Source organism: Streptomyces sp. NRRL F-6676 (genome assembly GCF_000725625.1).
GTDB lineage: Bacteria > Actinomycetota > Actinomycetes > Streptomycetales > Streptomycetaceae > Streptomyces.
On record NZ_JOHS01000035.1, the window covers coordinates 33,080 to 48,324 of the forward strand.

16 protein-coding genes are annotated in these 15,245 nt (G+C 69.9%); 1 reads left to right on the forward strand and 15 read right to left on the reverse strand.

Annotated features, from left to right (window positions below; all coding sequences use genetic code 11):
- Positions 1-276: 276 nt before the first annotated feature.
- From IO29_RS21180 to IO29_RS21205, 6 genes are all read right to left on the reverse strand, one after another.
- On the reverse strand, positions 277-531 hold the full coding sequence (locus tag IO29_RS21180) for a hypothetical protein (protein WP_030380992.1): 255 nt from the start codon (positions 529-531) through the stop codon (positions 277-279).
- Between the two features lie 88 nt (positions 532-619).
- Positions 620-976: a hypothetical protein gene (locus IO29_RS21185; protein WP_030380991.1), complete on the reverse strand. Its 357-nt coding sequence runs from the start codon at positions 974-976 to the stop codon at positions 620-622.
- 28 nt (positions 977-1,004) lie between these two features.
- Positions 1,005-1,403 (reverse strand): hypothetical protein, encoded by a 399-nt coding sequence (locus IO29_RS21190; RefSeq protein WP_158709360.1) that lies wholly within the window; start codon positions 1,401-1,403, stop codon positions 1,005-1,007.
- A gap of 108 nt (positions 1,404-1,511) precedes the next feature.
- Positions 1,512-1,892, reverse strand: coding sequence for a hypothetical protein (locus IO29_RS21195; RefSeq protein ID WP_030380989.1), 381 nt, complete (start codon positions 1,890-1,892; stop codon positions 1,512-1,514).
- Between the two features lie 47 nt (positions 1,893-1,939).
- Positions 1,940-2,554, reverse strand: coding sequence for a TetR/AcrR family transcriptional regulator (locus IO29_RS21200; protein ID WP_030380988.1), 615 nt, complete (start codon positions 2,552-2,554; stop codon positions 1,940-1,942).
- 493 nt (positions 2,555-3,047) lie between these two features.
- On the reverse strand, positions 3,048-3,506 hold the full coding sequence (locus IO29_RS21205; protein WP_030380987.1) for a hypothetical protein: 459 nt from the start codon (positions 3,504-3,506) through the stop codon (positions 3,048-3,050).
- 211 nt (positions 3,507-3,717) lie between these two features.
- Here IO29_RS21205 and IO29_RS21210 point away from each other — a divergent pair, with 211 nt between their 5' ends.
- Positions 3,718-4,920 (forward strand): IS110 family RNA-guided transposase, encoded by a 1,203-nt coding sequence (locus tag IO29_RS21210; RefSeq protein WP_030380986.1) that lies wholly within the window; start codon positions 3,718-3,720, stop codon positions 4,918-4,920.
- A gap of 108 nt (positions 4,921-5,028) precedes the next feature.
- On the opposite strand, the gene IO29_RS21215 is transcribed toward IO29_RS21210, so the two are convergent.
- The 9 genes from IO29_RS21215 to IO29_RS21255 all read right to left on the reverse strand — a co-directional run bounded on the left by IO29_RS21215 (position 5,029) and on the right by IO29_RS21255 (position 15,152).
- A complete protein-coding gene (locus tag IO29_RS21215) occupies positions 5,029-6,777 on the reverse strand; it encodes a hypothetical protein (RefSeq protein ID WP_030380985.1) in 1,749 nt (582 codons plus the stop codon).
- Between the two features lie 239 nt (positions 6,778-7,016).
- On the reverse strand, positions 7,017-9,077 hold the full coding sequence (gene ligA, locus IO29_RS21220; RefSeq protein ID WP_030380984.1) for an NAD-dependent DNA ligase LigA: 2,061 nt from the start codon (positions 9,075-9,077) through the stop codon (positions 7,017-7,019).
- 89 nt (positions 9,078-9,166) lie between these two features.
- On the reverse strand, positions 9,167-9,565 hold the full coding sequence (locus tag IO29_RS21225) for a hypothetical protein (RefSeq protein ID WP_030380983.1): 399 nt from the start codon (positions 9,563-9,565) through the stop codon (positions 9,167-9,169).
- Positions 9,562-10,410 (reverse strand): IS5 family transposase, encoded by an 849-nt coding sequence (locus IO29_RS21230; protein WP_030380982.1) that lies wholly within the window; start codon positions 10,408-10,410, stop codon positions 9,562-9,564. Before IO29_RS21230 ends, IO29_RS21225 begins: the two co-directional genes overlap by 4 nt.
- A 281-nt stretch (positions 10,411-10,691) precedes the next feature.
- Positions 10,692-11,660, reverse strand: coding sequence for an SAV_2336 N-terminal domain-related protein (locus IO29_RS21235; protein WP_030380981.1), 969 nt, complete (start codon positions 11,658-11,660; stop codon positions 10,692-10,694).
- Positions 11,661-12,006: 346 nt separating this feature from the next.
- Complete coding sequence (locus tag IO29_RS21240; RefSeq protein ID WP_030380980.1) at positions 12,007-12,666, reverse strand: hypothetical protein; 660 nt, start codon at positions 12,664-12,666, stop codon at positions 12,007-12,009.
- Between the two features lie 69 nt (positions 12,667-12,735).
- The gene (locus IO29_RS21245) at positions 12,736-13,641 is read right to left on the reverse strand and encodes an N-6 DNA methylase (protein WP_030380979.1); all 906 of its coding nucleotides are present in this window, start codon (positions 13,639-13,641) and stop codon (positions 12,736-12,738) included.
- Complete coding sequence (locus IO29_RS21250) at positions 13,638-14,201, reverse strand: hypothetical protein (protein WP_234307580.1); 564 nt, start codon at positions 14,199-14,201, stop codon at positions 13,638-13,640. Before IO29_RS21250 ends, IO29_RS21245 begins: the two co-directional genes overlap by 4 nt.
- A gap of 369 nt (positions 14,202-14,570) precedes the next feature.
- Positions 14,571-15,152, reverse strand: a complete 582-nt coding sequence (locus tag IO29_RS21255; RefSeq protein ID WP_051707805.1) for a hypothetical protein — start codon at positions 15,150-15,152, stop codon at positions 14,571-14,573.
- Positions 15,153-15,245 lie beyond the last annotated feature (93 nt).

A 15,245-nucleotide genomic window follows, 5' to 3' on the forward strand; every position in this document is an offset into this window, starting at 1 on the left:
CAGGTACCGGATCTCGGTTGAGAGGGATCATGCCAAAACGCGCCCGGCCGGGGCCGGGCGCGTTTGTGGGGGGTGTCCGATTCAGCCAGTCACGTGCCTGCGAGCCCCGACGAACTTCCTGACCCGGGTCGCTGTCATCGGACGGCAGGGGTGTTCCTGGGTGTTCCCATGCTGAGCGGGTCGCCTCACGGCGGCCGCGATGGCTAGCGGGTGCAGATGATGGCGACGGCATCTCCTGAGGCCAGGACAGCGGCTGGTGAGCGGCTGTCCGAAGTGTCATCGCGGCGGGTCGTCATGCTGAGGCAAGAAACCGCATGCCAGGAGGGCATCGTGAACGCGCGCCGGGATGGCATCGGCACCCAGGCGCTCATGGGGCGCCACGCCGATCTTGATGATGATCTCTCCGTTGGAGGCCCACGTCTCAACCTCCGGCACCACGGGCAGCCCCGGGTGGTCCTCAGCCTGGCGCAGGCCTGCGTTCCGCAGAGCGTTTCGTACGTCGAGCGACGGGGCGGCGCTGGTGGCGATCATCGGCAACTCCAATCCTGAACGCCGACCGTATCGGCCTTCGGCGGTGTTCGGAGTCGTTCCCTCGGCGCCAGCGGGGCTGGGCGGCGTCTCACAGCGTGATGGGGATGGGGACGAGGAAGTACTCGGTGTCGCCGACGCGGACCCGCAGAGGGTGTCCGGGCGGGAGGCTGAACAGCTGATGGTGCACGGTCGCCGGGGAGTTGCGCACGGACAGCGCGGGCTCCAGCGCGGTACGGACGGCGGCGCGGGAGGTGTCGGACAGGGGGTTGCGCTCGGCGATCACCGCGCACTGGTCGAGCTGGGCGTCGGTCAGGTCGGGCCCAAGGCCCTGGCGGAGGGCCTCAACGGCGACAGCCGGGGCCAGGACTGCCCGGTTGTGGTCGCGGCACACGTGGCCAGGCGTGCCGTGGGGCTGGAAGTGACGGGCGGTGCCGATGGAGGTCATGCGGGACTCCCAGGGGTGGAGGGCGGCGTCAGTCGAGGCGGATCTTGGCGGTCTCGGTGATGGTCAGGACGTGCGCGGGCAGCGTCGGGTGTCCTTCGGTCATCGCTCGGTACATGCGGTGCACTCCGTCGATCAGCAGGCGAGCCGGGCCGCTGTCGAACTCCAGGGTGGCGATGATCACCGGCTGGTCGAGGTCGGTGCCCATGGCGTGTTCGACGTCGAAGTGAGACTGGTCCGGGCCGAAGATCGGGCACCAGGACGGGCCGTTGTAGTCCGGCCTGAGCAGGCTCAAGTGGTAGGCCGCCGACCAGTCGGCCACGGAGGTCTGCTCGACGGCGCGGGGGTGCTCCTCCAGGAGGCGCATGGCCCGGTCGATGTCGAACACCCAGCCTCCGTACTTGAACATCTGGCGGGAAGGGGTGGTCACGGTTCCTCGCTGTCGGGTCGGGGATCGGGGATGGGAGAGGGCGGCTGGCGTCCACGGCAGGCCGGTCGGACGCCGCCCCGGAGTCGAGCGGGGGCGGCGAGATCCGGGTCAGCGCGAGCTGAGGGGGATGACCAGGACGCCGACCTGGGGCAGGTTCATCTCGGCCAGCAGTCGGGCGGCCTTGCCGCTGGGGCTGCTCGGGTCGCTCGGGTCCAGGCGTATGGCGCCCCTGTGGGGCCCGCGTGCGGGGTAGAGGTGCACCGTGTTCTCCGGTGAGTTGTGCTCGAAGACGCTGACGGTGGCGTAGTCGAACCCTCCGAGGTTCGGGTACCGCTCGGCGACGGCCAGAGACAGTGCGGTGACGAGTTCGGGGCTCGGCGAGGCGACCGAGAGGGGGACCTGCGGGCTGCGCGGCCGGATGCGCAGTGCAAGGGCGCGGAGCAGGACGCCGAGCGCGAAGCCGATAGCGAGAGAGGCTGGCTGGATCAAGGTGTTCCCCCTGGGGTTGCGGCCGGGCTGGTGGTGAAGCGGGAGGCCTAGGCGTCGGCCGTGGTCACGGCGGCGTGGACGAGGCGGGCGAGGCCCCGGCGACGCTGGCGCTTGGACAGCCCCTGGAGGCTTCCGGCGTTCTCGTGTCCGGCGGCGCCGGTCAGGCTGGACACGAGGGCGTGGACCAGTTCCTTGCCCTCGGCGTTGGGCGTGGCCGCCGTCAGGGCCCTGACGATGGGCCTGGTGGCCGCGAAGTACGCCTTGACGAAGCGGGGGTCCCGCTCGGCCGCGACGGCGGTCAGTACACGCATGAGGGGGAGGTAATCGCTCCAGCCGTCGAGTACGGCGTCGACGAGCCGGGTGGCGCCGGACAGCCCGTCCGAGGACCAGGAGCCGTCCTCGAAGCTGTCCAGTGCCGCGTTCGTCTCCTTGACCAGGAGCCGGGACGCTTCGAGGACGACGCCCTCAATGTCGGGGAAGTACTGGTAGAACGTCGCGGGCGACGTGCCTACCGCCTGGGCGATGTCCAGCACCTTGATGTCGCGGTAGGACTTCGTGGCAAGAAGTTCGATCGTCGCGTCCATCAGCTTCTGGCGGGTCTGGAGGCCGCGCTGGCTGGGCACGCGGCGGTCGGGGGTGCGGGTCACGACACGGGTGGGCACAGTCGTCTCCTGGGCTGGAGGAGGGGAAGGGACGTGGTCCGGGTCTGGGGCTTACCTCCGGACCCGACGTTCAATCACATTACACATTGAAACATGAATAGGCAACGAGCGGCGTGGGGCATCTCAGCAGTCACCGCCTTCGACTTGCGCTCGCGCGGCCCTGCCGCGTCCCTCCGACTCAGCGTGGAAGGTGTCGATCCGCCGGCCCACCCGAGTGGCGACGGCGTCCGCCAGCGCGCCGGCGTGGTCGTCTCTCAGCCCGAGGACCATGAAGATCTCTTACGCGCCGGGCGGCTCGACCTTCGCAGGGGGCGGGCCGGCTCCGCGGCCTCCGGCGGCGCCCGGGACCGGCATCGCGCAGGGAGCACCATACGCGGAACAGGGGTGCCGCGGCCGAGCCGTTCGGGGTGAAGCAACACCGCGGTCACTCCGCGGGCTTGAGGGAAGGGGCGTGCCGGGCGATCGGACGGCACAGTGCGACAGAAGGGACTTGTCACGCCCCGGACTCCTCTGTCTCCCGGGCGTGGGCGGACATGCAGTGAGCGAGCGCGTGGGCGCCGGCGAACACCGCCCCTGCGCCGAGGACCAGATAGTCCGCTGCCCGTCCGCGCAGGACGAGAGCGTCACTGTGGCCGAGCAGCAGCACGGCGCAGAGGGCGAAGGCGCCTACCACGAGAGCGGCGTCCAGACCGGCCGCAGCAGCGCCCCACACCCAGCTGGGTGCTGGTGCGGTCTTGCGTTCCTCCCGCCTGCGGAGGGCGGTACAGGCCCGGTTCCAGGCGAGCCGGCGGGTTCCGACGACAAGGACAGCGAGCGGGACGACGAACAGCCACATGACGGGCTGCTCCAGCAGGACGCCGCAGCCGGCCAGCAGTGCCACCAACCCGTAGACGGTGTGCAGCGGCTGGCAGCGGCGGTGCTGGACGGTGCGGGGACGCAGTTCTTCGGACATGGCTCTCCGTAAGTTGTTGGGTGGCCCGGGAGGGCCGGGTGTGGCTTATGGCTTCTTGCCTTCAGTGGCTTCCGAGGAGTGGCCGCCCGGTTCTCCGGGGCGCCCTGGCTGCTGATTGAGATGTGCGCGCTTCGTGCGGTCGCTGATTACGGAGATGACAGCGGGGTGTTCCTCGGGCCGATGGCAAGCCGTGCGGAACGAGGAGGGGCGAGTGAGCGAGCGACAGGCCCGGGTATGGGCCGGTGTCGATGCCGGTAAAGGCCACCACTGGGCTGCGGTGGTCGATGAGACCGGCGCGACCTTGTGGTCGAAGAAGATCGAGAACGATGAGACGGCGATCCTGACCGCCATGGGCGAGATCCTGGACCTGGCCGACGAGGTGTCCTGGGCGGTGGACATCTCCGGCACGGCCTCCGCGCTGCTGCTGGCCCTGCTCGCAGCCCACGGCCAGCGGGCCGTCTACGTGCCCGGCCGCACGGTCAACCGGATGTCCGGCGCCTACCGGGGCGAGGCCAAGACAGACGCCCGCGACGCTTACGTGATCGCCGAGACCGCCCGCCACCGTCGGGACTTCGCCGCCATCGACGTGCCTGCCCAGCTGGCCGCCGACCTGGCCCTGCTGACCGCCCACCGCTCCGATCTGGTGGCTGACCGGGTGAGGATGATCAACCGGCTCCGCGACGTGCTCACCGGGGTCTTCCCCGCACTGGAGCGGGCTTTCGACTACTCGGCGCACAAGGGTGCGCTGGTGTTGCTGACGGGCTACCAGACCCCGGCGGCGATCCGGCGCCGCGGACGAGCGAGGCTGACGGCCTGGCTCGCCAACCGCAGTGTCCGGGGCGCTGATTCGGTTGCCGCGACCGCGCTGGAGGCTGCCCGGGCCCAGCAGACCGCGCTGCCTGGCGAGGATGTCGCCGCGCAGATCGTCGCAGACCTGGCGGTCCAGATCCTGGCCCTGGACGACCGACTGAAGCGGATCGACCAACAGATCCGCGACACGTTCCGCGCCCACCCACAGGCCGAGATCATCGAGTCCCTGCCCGGCATGGGTCCGATACTCGGGGCGGAGTTCGTAGTTGCCGCCGGCGACCTGTCGGCCTACGCGGACGCCGGCCACCTCGCCTCTGCGGCCGGGCTCGTGCCGGTCCCGCGCGACTCCGGCCGCCGCACCGGCAACCTGCACAGGCCCAAGCGCTACAGCCGCCGCCTGCGACGGGTGCTCTACATGTCCGCGCAGACCAGCATGATGCGCGAGGGTCCGAACCGGGACTTCTACCTCAAAAAGCGCGGTGAGGGCTGCAAGCACGTCCAAGCCGTCATCGCCCTGGCCCGGCGACGGGCGAGCGTGCTGTGGGCCCTGCTGCGTGACGGACGGGTCTTCACCTCCGCCCCGCCGGTCACGCAAGCGGCTTGACTTCATCATTGAGACTCCTCGGCTGAGGGCGATGGGGATGTCGGCCTGATGCAGCAGACCGCGTGGCCTGTGGCCGGGCGGGAAGGGGCCGCCCGGCCACAGGGGCTGTCAGGTGTCTGAGGTGCGCCGGGGCGCCGAGGGGCGATGCCGGGCGTGGCGCAGCCGGTCGGACCACGGAGCGTCGGCGGGTCCGACGGGGTGCTCGGGGATGGTGATCTCGTAGTGCGGGCAGCTGCCGGGCTTCACCGCCTCAAGGGCGGCGTGCTGGTGAGAGTTCGGGCACTGCTGGCGCTCATGCTCATCCCGCCAGTAGCGGACGGCCAGCGTGCGGCCGGTTCCGCCCTCGCGCGGCTGGCGCGGCTGCTGCTCCTGGTAGCGCTCGCCCGCGTCCGGGTCCACCCACCAGTTCTCGACCTGGCCGGAGTCGGAGATGCCCCGTCGCCGTTCGGCATCGCGCTTGCTGGGCTTGAGCTGGTGGACCTGGTGGGCGAGAACCCGCACTGTGGACCGCTTGTGCTGGGTCAGCAGCTCCCACAGGGCCCGCACGTGGCGGAGCATCAGTTCCTGGCAGCCCTGGCGGCCCGAGCCGCTCAGGTAGCGCTCAGGGTTGGCCGGGTCGCGATGCCGGGTCTCGGGGTCCAGAACGTCGCCGGGGCGCGCGAGAAGGGTCTCGTACGGCGAGAACGGCAGCTTCAGCAGCGACTGGTCGCACGTCAGCGCAGTGACCCATGTCCAGGGGGCGTCGTCGTGCGGAGGGTCCACCGGCTCCAGGAACTGGTCCGGCCGCACGATGCACCAGCCTTCTTCGGCCCTGGGCGACCACGGGCCCCACACATAGCCGACGATGCGGCGGCCGGTGGGCAGTGCGAGGGGAGTGTCGAGGAACAGCATGCCGCGCGAGGTCGGAAGGTGGGCGGGATCGAACGGGGTCGTCGTCTTCTCCGCCCGCCGCATCACGCGGCGCCAGGCCATCCGGCCGAGGGAATCGTCGATCTGGAAGAGACGGGCGGAGGCGGCCCGGTCGGCTTCCTGTCGGAGCTGCAACACGACGGCCGCCTCCAGGCCGTCCGGGTGCCCGTAGGGAGCAAGCCGCTCGCGCTCCCAGCGGTACTCCTCCGCCTTCGCCCGGGCCCAGTCGAGACTCTGCCTGTGGGCCTCCACGTACCGGCGCCGCCAGGTTCGGATGCGGTGCTGGTCGGGGACCTCCCAGGTCGCTTCGTCCGAGCGTGCCAGACTCCGGCCCGGGTGGGCGTCACCGGGAATCAGGCCGAGTTCGCGAAATCGGCGGATCTCGGCGTCGGCGTCGTTCACGACGAAGTCCGGCGGGGTCATTCGCTGGTGCCTGTCGTCCGGATCAAGCGTCCACTCCATGCCCGCGAGCTGGGCCAGCACCGCGCGGATCGTCTGCTTGTCCGCAGTTCTCAGGAAGTCGACGACGAGCATCTGGACCGTGTTCGCGTACGCGTCGGCCACCGCGAACCGCAGCATGCGCTTGAGGAACGAGCCGCCCGGACCGTGCTGGCCGCTGGACAGCGCCAGCATCCGGTCGGCCACCTGGCGGTCTCCTGCCGCGAGGGCCAGGTGGTCGTACATCTGCCGGAAGACGGCCATCTCCTCTTCCTCGGTGAGGATGCCGTCGATGGCGCTTCGCACCCGCGCCGAGGATGACGGTGAGATCTCGGCCGGGACGGGCGGCCGTACCAACTGACCTACTGATGCGTGCAGTTCTCGGTAGAGCTCCAACTGGAGCTGGGTGAGGATCAGGAGATCGTTGGGCTTCTTCGGGGCCCGCTTGGCGGCCCGGGCCGCGATCGCCAGAAGTTCGGAGTCCGACAGCTCGGGCGTGTTCGAGTGCATGCCATCCCTACCTGGACACGGGGGAGTTGGGGAGAAGGTCGCGGGTGCCGAGCACCAGGCGATGAGATGACAGTACACATTGAAACGGGAATACGCAACATCGCGCGGAGTGGGAGCCTCGCCCGGCCGGTACCCGGTCAGCGGGCACGTGTCCTGGCTCGGCCGTTCGGTGCGCTGGGCCGCGCAGGCGGCGAGGCGGGGCCGCCCCTACTGTGCGACGCCCGCCCCGGTCCCTTGCGTCAGGCCAGGAAGTCGGCAACCAGCTCGGCGAAGGCCTCGGGGGTGAGGACCGTGACGCCGAGTTCGGCCGCCTTGACTGCCTTCGAACTCGGCTTGCCTCCAGTTGACGGGGCAGCGACGAGGATGGATGTCTTCGTGCTTACGCTGCTGCCCGGACGGCCGCCGGCCTTCTCGATCAGGGTGTTCATCTCGGACCGTCCGTAAGCCTCCAGCGGTCCGCTCATCTTGCCGGTGACCACCACGACCTTGCCCGCCAGCGGACCTGCACCCTCCGCCGCCGACGCCTCCTGGGGCTCGGTCATGTTGACGCCCGCGGCGATCAGCTTGTCGATGACGGGTGCCAGGGCGGCGACCTGCTCGACGATGACCGGGGCCTTCTCAGGGCCGATGCCCTCGACGCCCTGCAGAGCGGTCGCGTCGGCCTGCCGGATGGCCTCCATGGTTCCGAAGTGCCGGGCGATGCGGCGGGACATGCTGCGCCCGGTGCCGAGCACGCCCAGTGTGCAGAAGACCCGGCTGAGCGGAAGGGCCTTGGCGGCCTCGATCTGCTCGGCGAGTTTGGCGGCCCGCTTGGCGCTCTTGGCCGCCTTGGTGAGCTGCTCGACGGTCAGGGTGAACAGATCGGCGACGTCGCTGACGTCGCCGGACGCGACCAGGGCCGCCACGTAGGTCTTCCCGAGGCCGTCGATGTCGAGCATCTCGCGCTGCGCGGCGTACTCGATGAGTGCCGGGAGCGCGCACGCGGTGCCCTTCGCGCACCGCCACCGCTCCTGCGCTTTGTTGATCTCACCGCCACAGTTCGGGCAAACCTCCGGCAGCGGCACCTCCAAGGCCCCCTCCGGACGCAGCTGGACCACGGCCCCCTGCACCCGCGGGATGATGTCGCCGGCCTTGTAGACCGTCACGGTGTCACCGATGTGGAGGTCGCGCCGGCGAATGTCGGCGGGGTTGTGCAGCGTGGCCCGGGTGACGGTGGAGCCGTCGATCTCTACCGGAGCGAGAATCGCGGTCGGCGCGAGGGTCCCGGTGCGCCCGGTCTCCCACACGACGTCCTCCAGCACGGTGTGCCGTTCGACCGCCGGAAGCTTGAACGCGATGGCCCAGTGAGGAAAACGGGTGCCGACCCCGACCACGGCCTGCTCCGCCGTATCGTTCATCTTGATCACCACACCGTCGATCCCGACGGGCAGGCCCGCACGCATGGCGGCGATCGCGTCAACCCGCTCCTGGGCGGCGGCCAGGTCGGCGACGACGTGGAGTCCGGCCGGGGAGTCCGCGGTCGTCTGGATACCGGCTGCGGCCACAGCGGCCAGCGTCTCGGCGTGCGTGGCTCCGGCGGGCAGGAACGATACGCCGTCCAGTTCGACTGCGCCGTAGGCCCAGAACGTCATCTGAAGCCGGTACGGACGGTCCTTAGCCCGCAGCGTCCCCGACGTGCCGTTGCGGGGGTTGGCGAAGACCTGCGCGTTGTGAGCGGCACGGACCTCGTTCGCCTTCTCGAACTGCTCCTGCGTGAAGGCGACCTCACCGCGGACCTCGACGGTGGCAGGCACGGCCAGCTGCTCGGGAAGACCGTCGATCTGGCCGATGACGTGGCTGACGTCCTCGCCGTGGCTGCCGTTCCCGCGAGTGATGAGCTGTACCAGACGGCCGTCACGATACCGAGCGGCCACGGCGGCGCCGTCGATCTTCGGCTCCACGGCGTACCCGCCCTGCGGCGCGCGCCCCAGACGGCTCTGGAGCGACGCCCCCCACTTCATCAGGTCGTCGGCGTCGAAGGCGTTGTTCAGGCTCAGGAGAGGCGTGGTGTGTGCGACGTCGCCGCCCGGTACCGCGCCGTCGGCGACCAGCTCGATAGGGGAGTCGGGGGACACTTCACCGGGATTCGCCTGCTCCCAGGCCTGCACGGAGCGCCGGAGCTGGTCGTACGAGGCGTCGTCCAGGACGCTGACGCCCTTTTCATACGCCTGAGAGGCTTCACGCAGACGCTCGATCGCAGCCTCGTACTGGGTGCGGCTGGACACGGCAAACTGCGCCTGAACGGCGGGAAGAGTCGTCATGAGGGTGATTCTCTCTTAGTGGGCGGTTCGTAAGGCGATGTCCGTTTCTGGCTGAGGTTGGAGCAAGGCCGCTGGTGGAGGTTCGTCGGTTATTGCTTCCTGGTGAAGTGGCCGGTGTCGGCCTCGGTGAGGATCCCGAGTTTGACCAGGCGTTTCAGCTTGGCGCGGGTGCCTTCGACGTTCTTCGGCAGCAGTTCGTGGCCGAGGGCTTCGCAGACGTCCTTGGCCCGTAATGGTCCGGTCGCGTGGTTGAAGGCGTCGAGGATGCGGGGGTAGTCCGGGTGCTCGGGCAGGTCCGGCGGGCCGGCGGGGAGCCGGTCGGCGAGGCCGGTGACAGTTGTGCGGGTGATCGCGAGGTGTTCGAGGTGGGTCTCGGCCTCCCGCAGCCGGGTCTGCAGGTCGTCGATCTGTGCGCGGAGGTCGTCGGCCAGGGCGCGGGCGGCGTCTTCCTGGAGGTCCAGGGCGTCGAGCAGGGGCTGGATGTTCATGCTGCCGCCGTCTGCGTCTCGCGCCAGGTGGGGGCGTTCGCGCCGGTGAGGCGTCGGGTCATGACGTGGGTCATCGCCCAGTAGACGCGGGAGGCGGAGGAGGAGGGGTGGTGCTCGTAGTCGCGGACCAGGCGCCGGTGCAGTATCAGGATGCCGTAGGTCTGCTCGACCCTCCACCGCTTCGGCTGCGGCACGAACCCCTTGACCTGCGGGTTGCGTACGACGATCTCGACGTCGATGCCCAGGCTGGCGCCGTGGTCGACGACCTGGTTCTTGAAGCCCTGGTCGGCCAGGGCTTTGCGGACGGTGCCGCCGGCGTGCTCGGCGACCTGGTCCAGCAGGACGATGCCCGCGGTGTTGTCGTGGGTGTTCGCGGCGAGGACGACGACCGCGATGACCAGGCCGAGGACGTCCACGGCCAGGCCGCGTTTGCGGCCGGGCACGCGCTTGGCCGGGTCGTGGCCGCTCGTGGTGGCGGGGACCCCGGCGGCGACGTGGACACTCTGGGTGTCCAGGACCACCAGGGTCGGGTCCTCTAATCGGCGGGCGCGTTCGCGGACCTGGCAGCGCAGGAGTTCGTGGATGACCTGATCGGTTTCGTCATCCCGCCATGCGGCGAAGTAGTAGTAGGTCGCGCTCTTGGGCGGCAGGTCGTGTGGGAGGTAGGCCCACTGGCAGCCGGTCCGCCCCTGGTAGAGGATCGCGTTCACGATCTCCCGCATGTCGTAGGCGCCCTGGTGGCCGCTGACCGAGCGGTGCCGGTCCTTCCACGCGGTGATCACCGGCTCGATCAACGACCACTGCTCGTCCGATAAGTCACTCGGGTACGGCTTGCGTTCACTCACCCGGTCACATCACCAGATCAGCACCCGTGGACCGGCGGATTCCGCCCTGCCGCCACACCATCAGGCGACAGCAGAACCACTCAAAGACTCACGAACCGCCCACTTAGGGGTCTGACAATGGCCGCCGGCCCGGATGCGACGGCGGGCAGGGCAACACGGGCCACCGGAGATGGGCGGCTGACTTCGCTCCGGGGCGGCCGTTTACGCGGGACGCCCCAAGCGCGTTGAAGAGGGAAGGGAGGCAGCAGCGGAAGATAGTGGTGGATCGGGAGACCGCACGCCTAGCCGGTAGGTCGCGAAGCCTCCTCGCTCACCAGAGCGCGCCGCGTTGACGACTCAGCTTCCCTGAGCCGAGCCACCGTGCCGGCGAGCGAGGAACGCGGCACCGTGCGCAGCAGCACGGAGGCAACGCCCTTTCGGAAGGCGTAGCTGCCGGGGGAACCGGGGACTGCGCGGAGCATGCCGCTCAGAATCACCTCGGCCAGGTGGCTCGGGCACGGAGTCGTCTCGACAGAGCTGTGCACGATGTGCATCGCGGGCAACTGGGGGACGCCTGCCGCCAAGTGCCCCGCGAGACGGAATGCCTCGGGGGAAGCAGTGGCGCGGAAGCGGAGGACCAGTTCCTCGGCGGTGAGTGTCGTCGGGGAGGTGGCCCCTTCGGCCGGGAGTGCGGGCGGAACGAACGCGACTGCCGCCGGGACCTCGGCACGGCCATCGATCAGCGCGAGCCAGTTGTCCAGCCAGGGAGAAGCGGGCTCCAGGACAGGAACAGGAATGCTGTCCGCTCCCATGTCCGGCGCGTTGTCGTACGCCGTGAAGCTCAGTTCGGAGTTGGCTGCTGTGGCGGCCGGGGCATGGATGAGACCGGGCATCACGGGCAGTGCAGTGCGCTGCCACATGCGCTCCGGCAGCGGCTGTACCACCGCCACCGGCCGCACACGCGCCCAGGCGCCCAAAGTCCCGTACCAGCGTTCACCAGCCGGGCCGGGGTACCACTGCGGACCGGAGCAGTCGCTGAGCACGAGGGTAACCAGTCGGTCGCCGGCACCCTCTCGCCCGCGCACTGTGCCGTCGGCCATGAGGACGGACACCGTCACGCTCTGAAAGTGGCCGCTCTGCGCCAGGGACTGGCGCAGTTTGCGCAGCAGCGGCCGCCACATCGGCATCGTGGGACCGGCATCGAAGACAAGCCGCAGTCGGTACCCCGAAGCGCTGTTCAGGGCTGCGTCTGTGTCCGTCCCTATGGTCACGTCGTCTCCTTGGGGCCTGTGGAGGGGGCGAGGCCCGGACCACGGAGGGAAGTCGGTCCGGGCCTCGCGGCCCCGGCCGCCGAGGGGAGTGCCACGGCCAGGGCGAGCCGCGTGAGCGGCTCCTTCGGATTGGCTTGAACGAGGGCACTTCCCGCCCTCACGACAACTACTATACATATTGAAGCAGTAATACGCAACAGACTGTGCGTCGCTCCCCTGACCTGAGTCCGTCACGAGCGCCTGATCGCCGGGGTGGACCGTGGCTCCTGCGCTCTCCCGGACTCGGCCGTCGGAGAATCCCAGAAGCCACGGACGCCGCCTTCCGAACGCCGGCCCCTGCGTCCGCTTACGCCACGCCGTCCTGGGGCGTGCTCTCGGCGCGACGCAGCACGTGGGGGGCGACCAAGTCGGCTCCCACGTCGTCCCAGCGCACGGCCTGGTAGGCGTACGGGGCGGCACCTTCCGCCACACCGAAGGTGCGCCCAGAGCGCTCCGTCCCCCGTGCCCGCATCACCACGTGCGTTCCGTCCGCGTAGTACGTGAGCGCGGGATCGAACATGGTCGCGGGGCGGGTCACGTCCGATGCCAGGGGGCGGGCACGGATCACGATGTCGGCGACCTTGTCGTCGTCTACCCCGGGGATGTTCATGCGCCGGTCGGGCTCGACCTTCCAGGACAGGCCGGGGAACAGGCGGTTCACCTGCGCGCAGACCCACTGCCACGCCTCGGCCGAGGCCTCCTCGGTGGGCTCGTTCGCAGAGGAGTGCCAGCCCTCGGCGCAGTGCGCGCCCTGTTCGCCGAGGAGGGTCATCACCTCGGAGCGGGTGATCTCGTCCGGGAGCGGGGAGCCTGCCTGCAGGCGGTGGACGTACCGGTGGAAGAGCTGGAAGGCCAGGGACTCGCCGTCCAGGTGATGGGCGTAGACGATCCTCAGAACCGTGCCGTGCCCCTCGGAGTCGGGAACCAAGGTGGCGATGGCGGGCGAGGGTGTGGTGTTGATGACCATGAGGAGGCTCCGTATCGAGCAGGGGTGAGGGTGGCCGGCGGCGGGATGCGGCACGGCCGCCGGGTCGGATCAGGAGGGCGGAACGAAGTTCCACGGCCAGAACGGCGGGCGAGTCGTGGTGGGGTACAGCACCGGCCGGGCCTTCTGCTTGGACGTCGCCCGCTCGGCGCGCTCTCGTACGGCCTGCTCCAGGAGCCGAGGATGGTTCAGGGCGTCGCCGCAGGAGACGGTCACCTGCCTGCCGAGTCTCCACAGCTGGGCGTTCACGGCGCAGCAGGCGGCGTTGAGCGGGTCGAGGTCGTTGAGCCACCAGTGGTAGAGGGCGGGGTCGGTGCCGAAGAACCGCATCGTGGCGGCAGCTGACCGGGCCATCGCCCCTGTGCCCGCGGCGGGTTCGAGGAACAGGTCACCGGGCTTGCGGTCGGCGGAGAACAGCGTGTCGCCCATGAAGTTGGTGACGACGGCCGGGGTGAAGAACTCACCGGTGCTCTGCCGTTCGCTGTAGCTGCGCATGCGGGTGATGAGCAGGCCGAGGACATCGTCGGCCTCGGCGCGGGCGGTGTCGGAGCAGTACTCCAGCAGTCCTGCGCGCAGGAGGATCCTGGCGTATTCGGCCAGGCCGCGGATGGCGTTGTCGGTGGGGTGGGAGAGCCAGTCGTGGAGCGGGCGGGCGGCCTCGGTCAGGTCCGGGTCGTAGGTCCAGAACGAGTTCCAGCCGGCTCGCAACGTGTCGACGAGCTGTTCGTCGTCGAGGGGGAGCAGGAGCGGGCCGTAGTCGGGTCCGTCCGGTCGTGAGGGCGCGCAGAGGGCGAGGGCGGCCAGGGTGCCGACCGCGATGGCGCGGTCGCTGGAGCCTCCGCGGTTGGAGGTCCACCAGGCGTGCGCGGCCTCGGCGATTGCGTGGGCGTGGTCCCGCCCGCTTTCGGGCGCCACGGCGCGGCGCATACCGGCGGGCGGGATGCCGTATAGGGTCACGCCGCGCTCCCAGGCCCCTGCGCGATGAGACGGTCGAGCTCGGCGACGAACGGCGGCAGGAGGGTCCGCTTGCCGCTTCCCGGGCGCCGCGAGCCGAAGGGCCGCAGCATCCCGGGATGGCCGCTGGGCAGGAAGTCGCTGTCGATGATCCAGGTCGGGTCTCCGGGCATCCGGGACAGGCGGTAAGCGGCCTTGTTGAGCCGCGTGCTGTGCTCGAAGAGGAGAAGCTCGGCGTACCAGCCGGTGACGGCTCCGGCCTGGCGCTCTTCAAGGACCGGCACGACACCGGTGTGTTCTAGGGCGTTGTCCTCGTCGGTGACGGTGGCGGTGAACATCTGGGCGGTGTGCAGCGGGGCCAGGACCAGTTCTGCGGCCCGGTGAGCTTCGGGGTAGCCGATCGGGGCGGCGATCAGGCACCGTCCGGCGAGGGAGAGCGGATCGTGAGTAGCGGCGGAGGCGGGGAGCCCCAACGAGGCGAGCTCCCGCACCAGCGCCTTGTGACCGAGGGTGGCGAGGTACCAGTGCTGCTGAGCATGGGTGTCCGGGTGAATGGTGTCCATGGGGCCCTTCCTGGGGGCGGCGGGATGCTGGCGAATGGTCCGTGCCGAGCGCGTCAGTTCGTGGGTGCGGCGTGGCAGCGAGGCCGGGCGCGGTGAAGGCCGGTGCCGGTGCCGTAGGTGAGGCCCAAGACTTCGGCCATGCACCTGCGAGTTTCGGCGCCCTGCCAATCACGTCCGGGCACGTAGAAGGCGTCCCGGGTGAGGCGGCTGGTGATCTCGGTAGTGGCCTCGTCGCGGTGACTCGAGTGCGGAGACGCGTCAGTGCTGCTCGAAGGTAGGGATGGCCAGCTTCATCAGGTGTGTCCTGTGGGCGGCCAAGCCGGGGAGCGAACGCAGCAGCCGGGGCCCGCCCTCGCTCCCCGGCGGGACTCAGGCGCGCGCCGCCTCGGTCTCCACTTCTCCCTCCTCCTCGGCCTTGAGGGTTTCGAAGTAGGCGCGGGCGCTGTCGACCAACCCGGGAACGTCACACCCGAAGGACTGGGCCGCGTCCAGGAGCGCCGCGAGCATGGCAGCTTCCCGTTCAGCCCCCGCGGCAGCGACGGCGCACAGGACGTCGAGCTTCACGGGATATGCCTCGCTGCGCAGTCCCTCAGCAGCCTGGTGGAGCTCATGGGCAGTGACCCGCCCGTCCGTCAGGCAGAAGACCTGAGCGACCAGATCTCCGATCACGCGATCGGCGCTTTCCTGGTCGTTCACGACCCGCTCGTCGGGGCGGTGGAAGGCGATCTGGGCCATCGTCTCGGCCGCGAGGACGCCGAGCCGTACCCGCTCGGCGAGCTTGGGGACGGGCAACAGAGCATTGGGGGCCTGCCTGTTGTAGGCCTCCAGCGCCGCACTGGCCCATGCGGCACGGTCCGCGAGGGTGCACTCCCGCGCGGAATCCATGTTGACGCCGGCCTCCAGCGCCGCGGCGTAGCGAGCAGCCTTGCGTTCGGGGATGGAAGTGTCCACGGTTGTTCCTCGGGGTGACGGTCAGAGATGACGGTGAGAGCAGCGCGGGCGCCGCTCGATCACAACCATCACATTACACATTGGAACACAAAT

What these genes read in the sequence shown, in the direction of transcription:
- IO29_RS21240 (WP_030380980.1), bottom strand. Translation starts at nt 12,666, where the DNA reads ATGGTCATCAACACCACACCCTCGCCCGCCATCGCCACCTTGGTTCCC.
- IO29_RS21225 (WP_030380983.1), bottom strand. Translation starts at nt 9,565, where the DNA reads ATGAACATCCAGCCCCTGCTCGACGCCCTGGACCTCCAGGAAGACGCC.
- ligA (WP_030380984.1), bottom strand. Translation starts at nt 9,077, where the DNA reads ATGACGACTCTTCCCGCCGTTCAGGCGCAGTTTGCCGTGTCCAGCCGC.
- IO29_RS21205 (WP_030380987.1), bottom strand. Translation starts at nt 3,506, where the DNA reads ATGTCCGAAGAACTGCGTCCCCGCACCGTCCAGCACCGCCGCTGCCAG.
- IO29_RS21180 (WP_030380992.1), bottom strand. Translation starts at nt 531, where the DNA reads ATGATCGCCACCAGCGCCGCCCCGTCGCTCGACGTACGAAACGCTCTG.
- IO29_RS21185 (WP_030380991.1), bottom strand. Translation starts at nt 976, where the DNA reads ATGACCTCCATCGGCACCGCCCGTCACTTCCAGCCCCACGGCACGCCT.
- IO29_RS21215 (WP_030380985.1), bottom strand. Translation starts at nt 6,777, where the DNA reads ATGCACTCGAACACGCCCGAGCTGTCGGACTCCGAACTTCTGGCGATC.
- IO29_RS21250 (WP_234307580.1), bottom strand. Translation starts at nt 14,201, where the DNA reads ATGGACACCATTCACCCGGACACCCATGCTCAGCAGCACTGGTACCTC.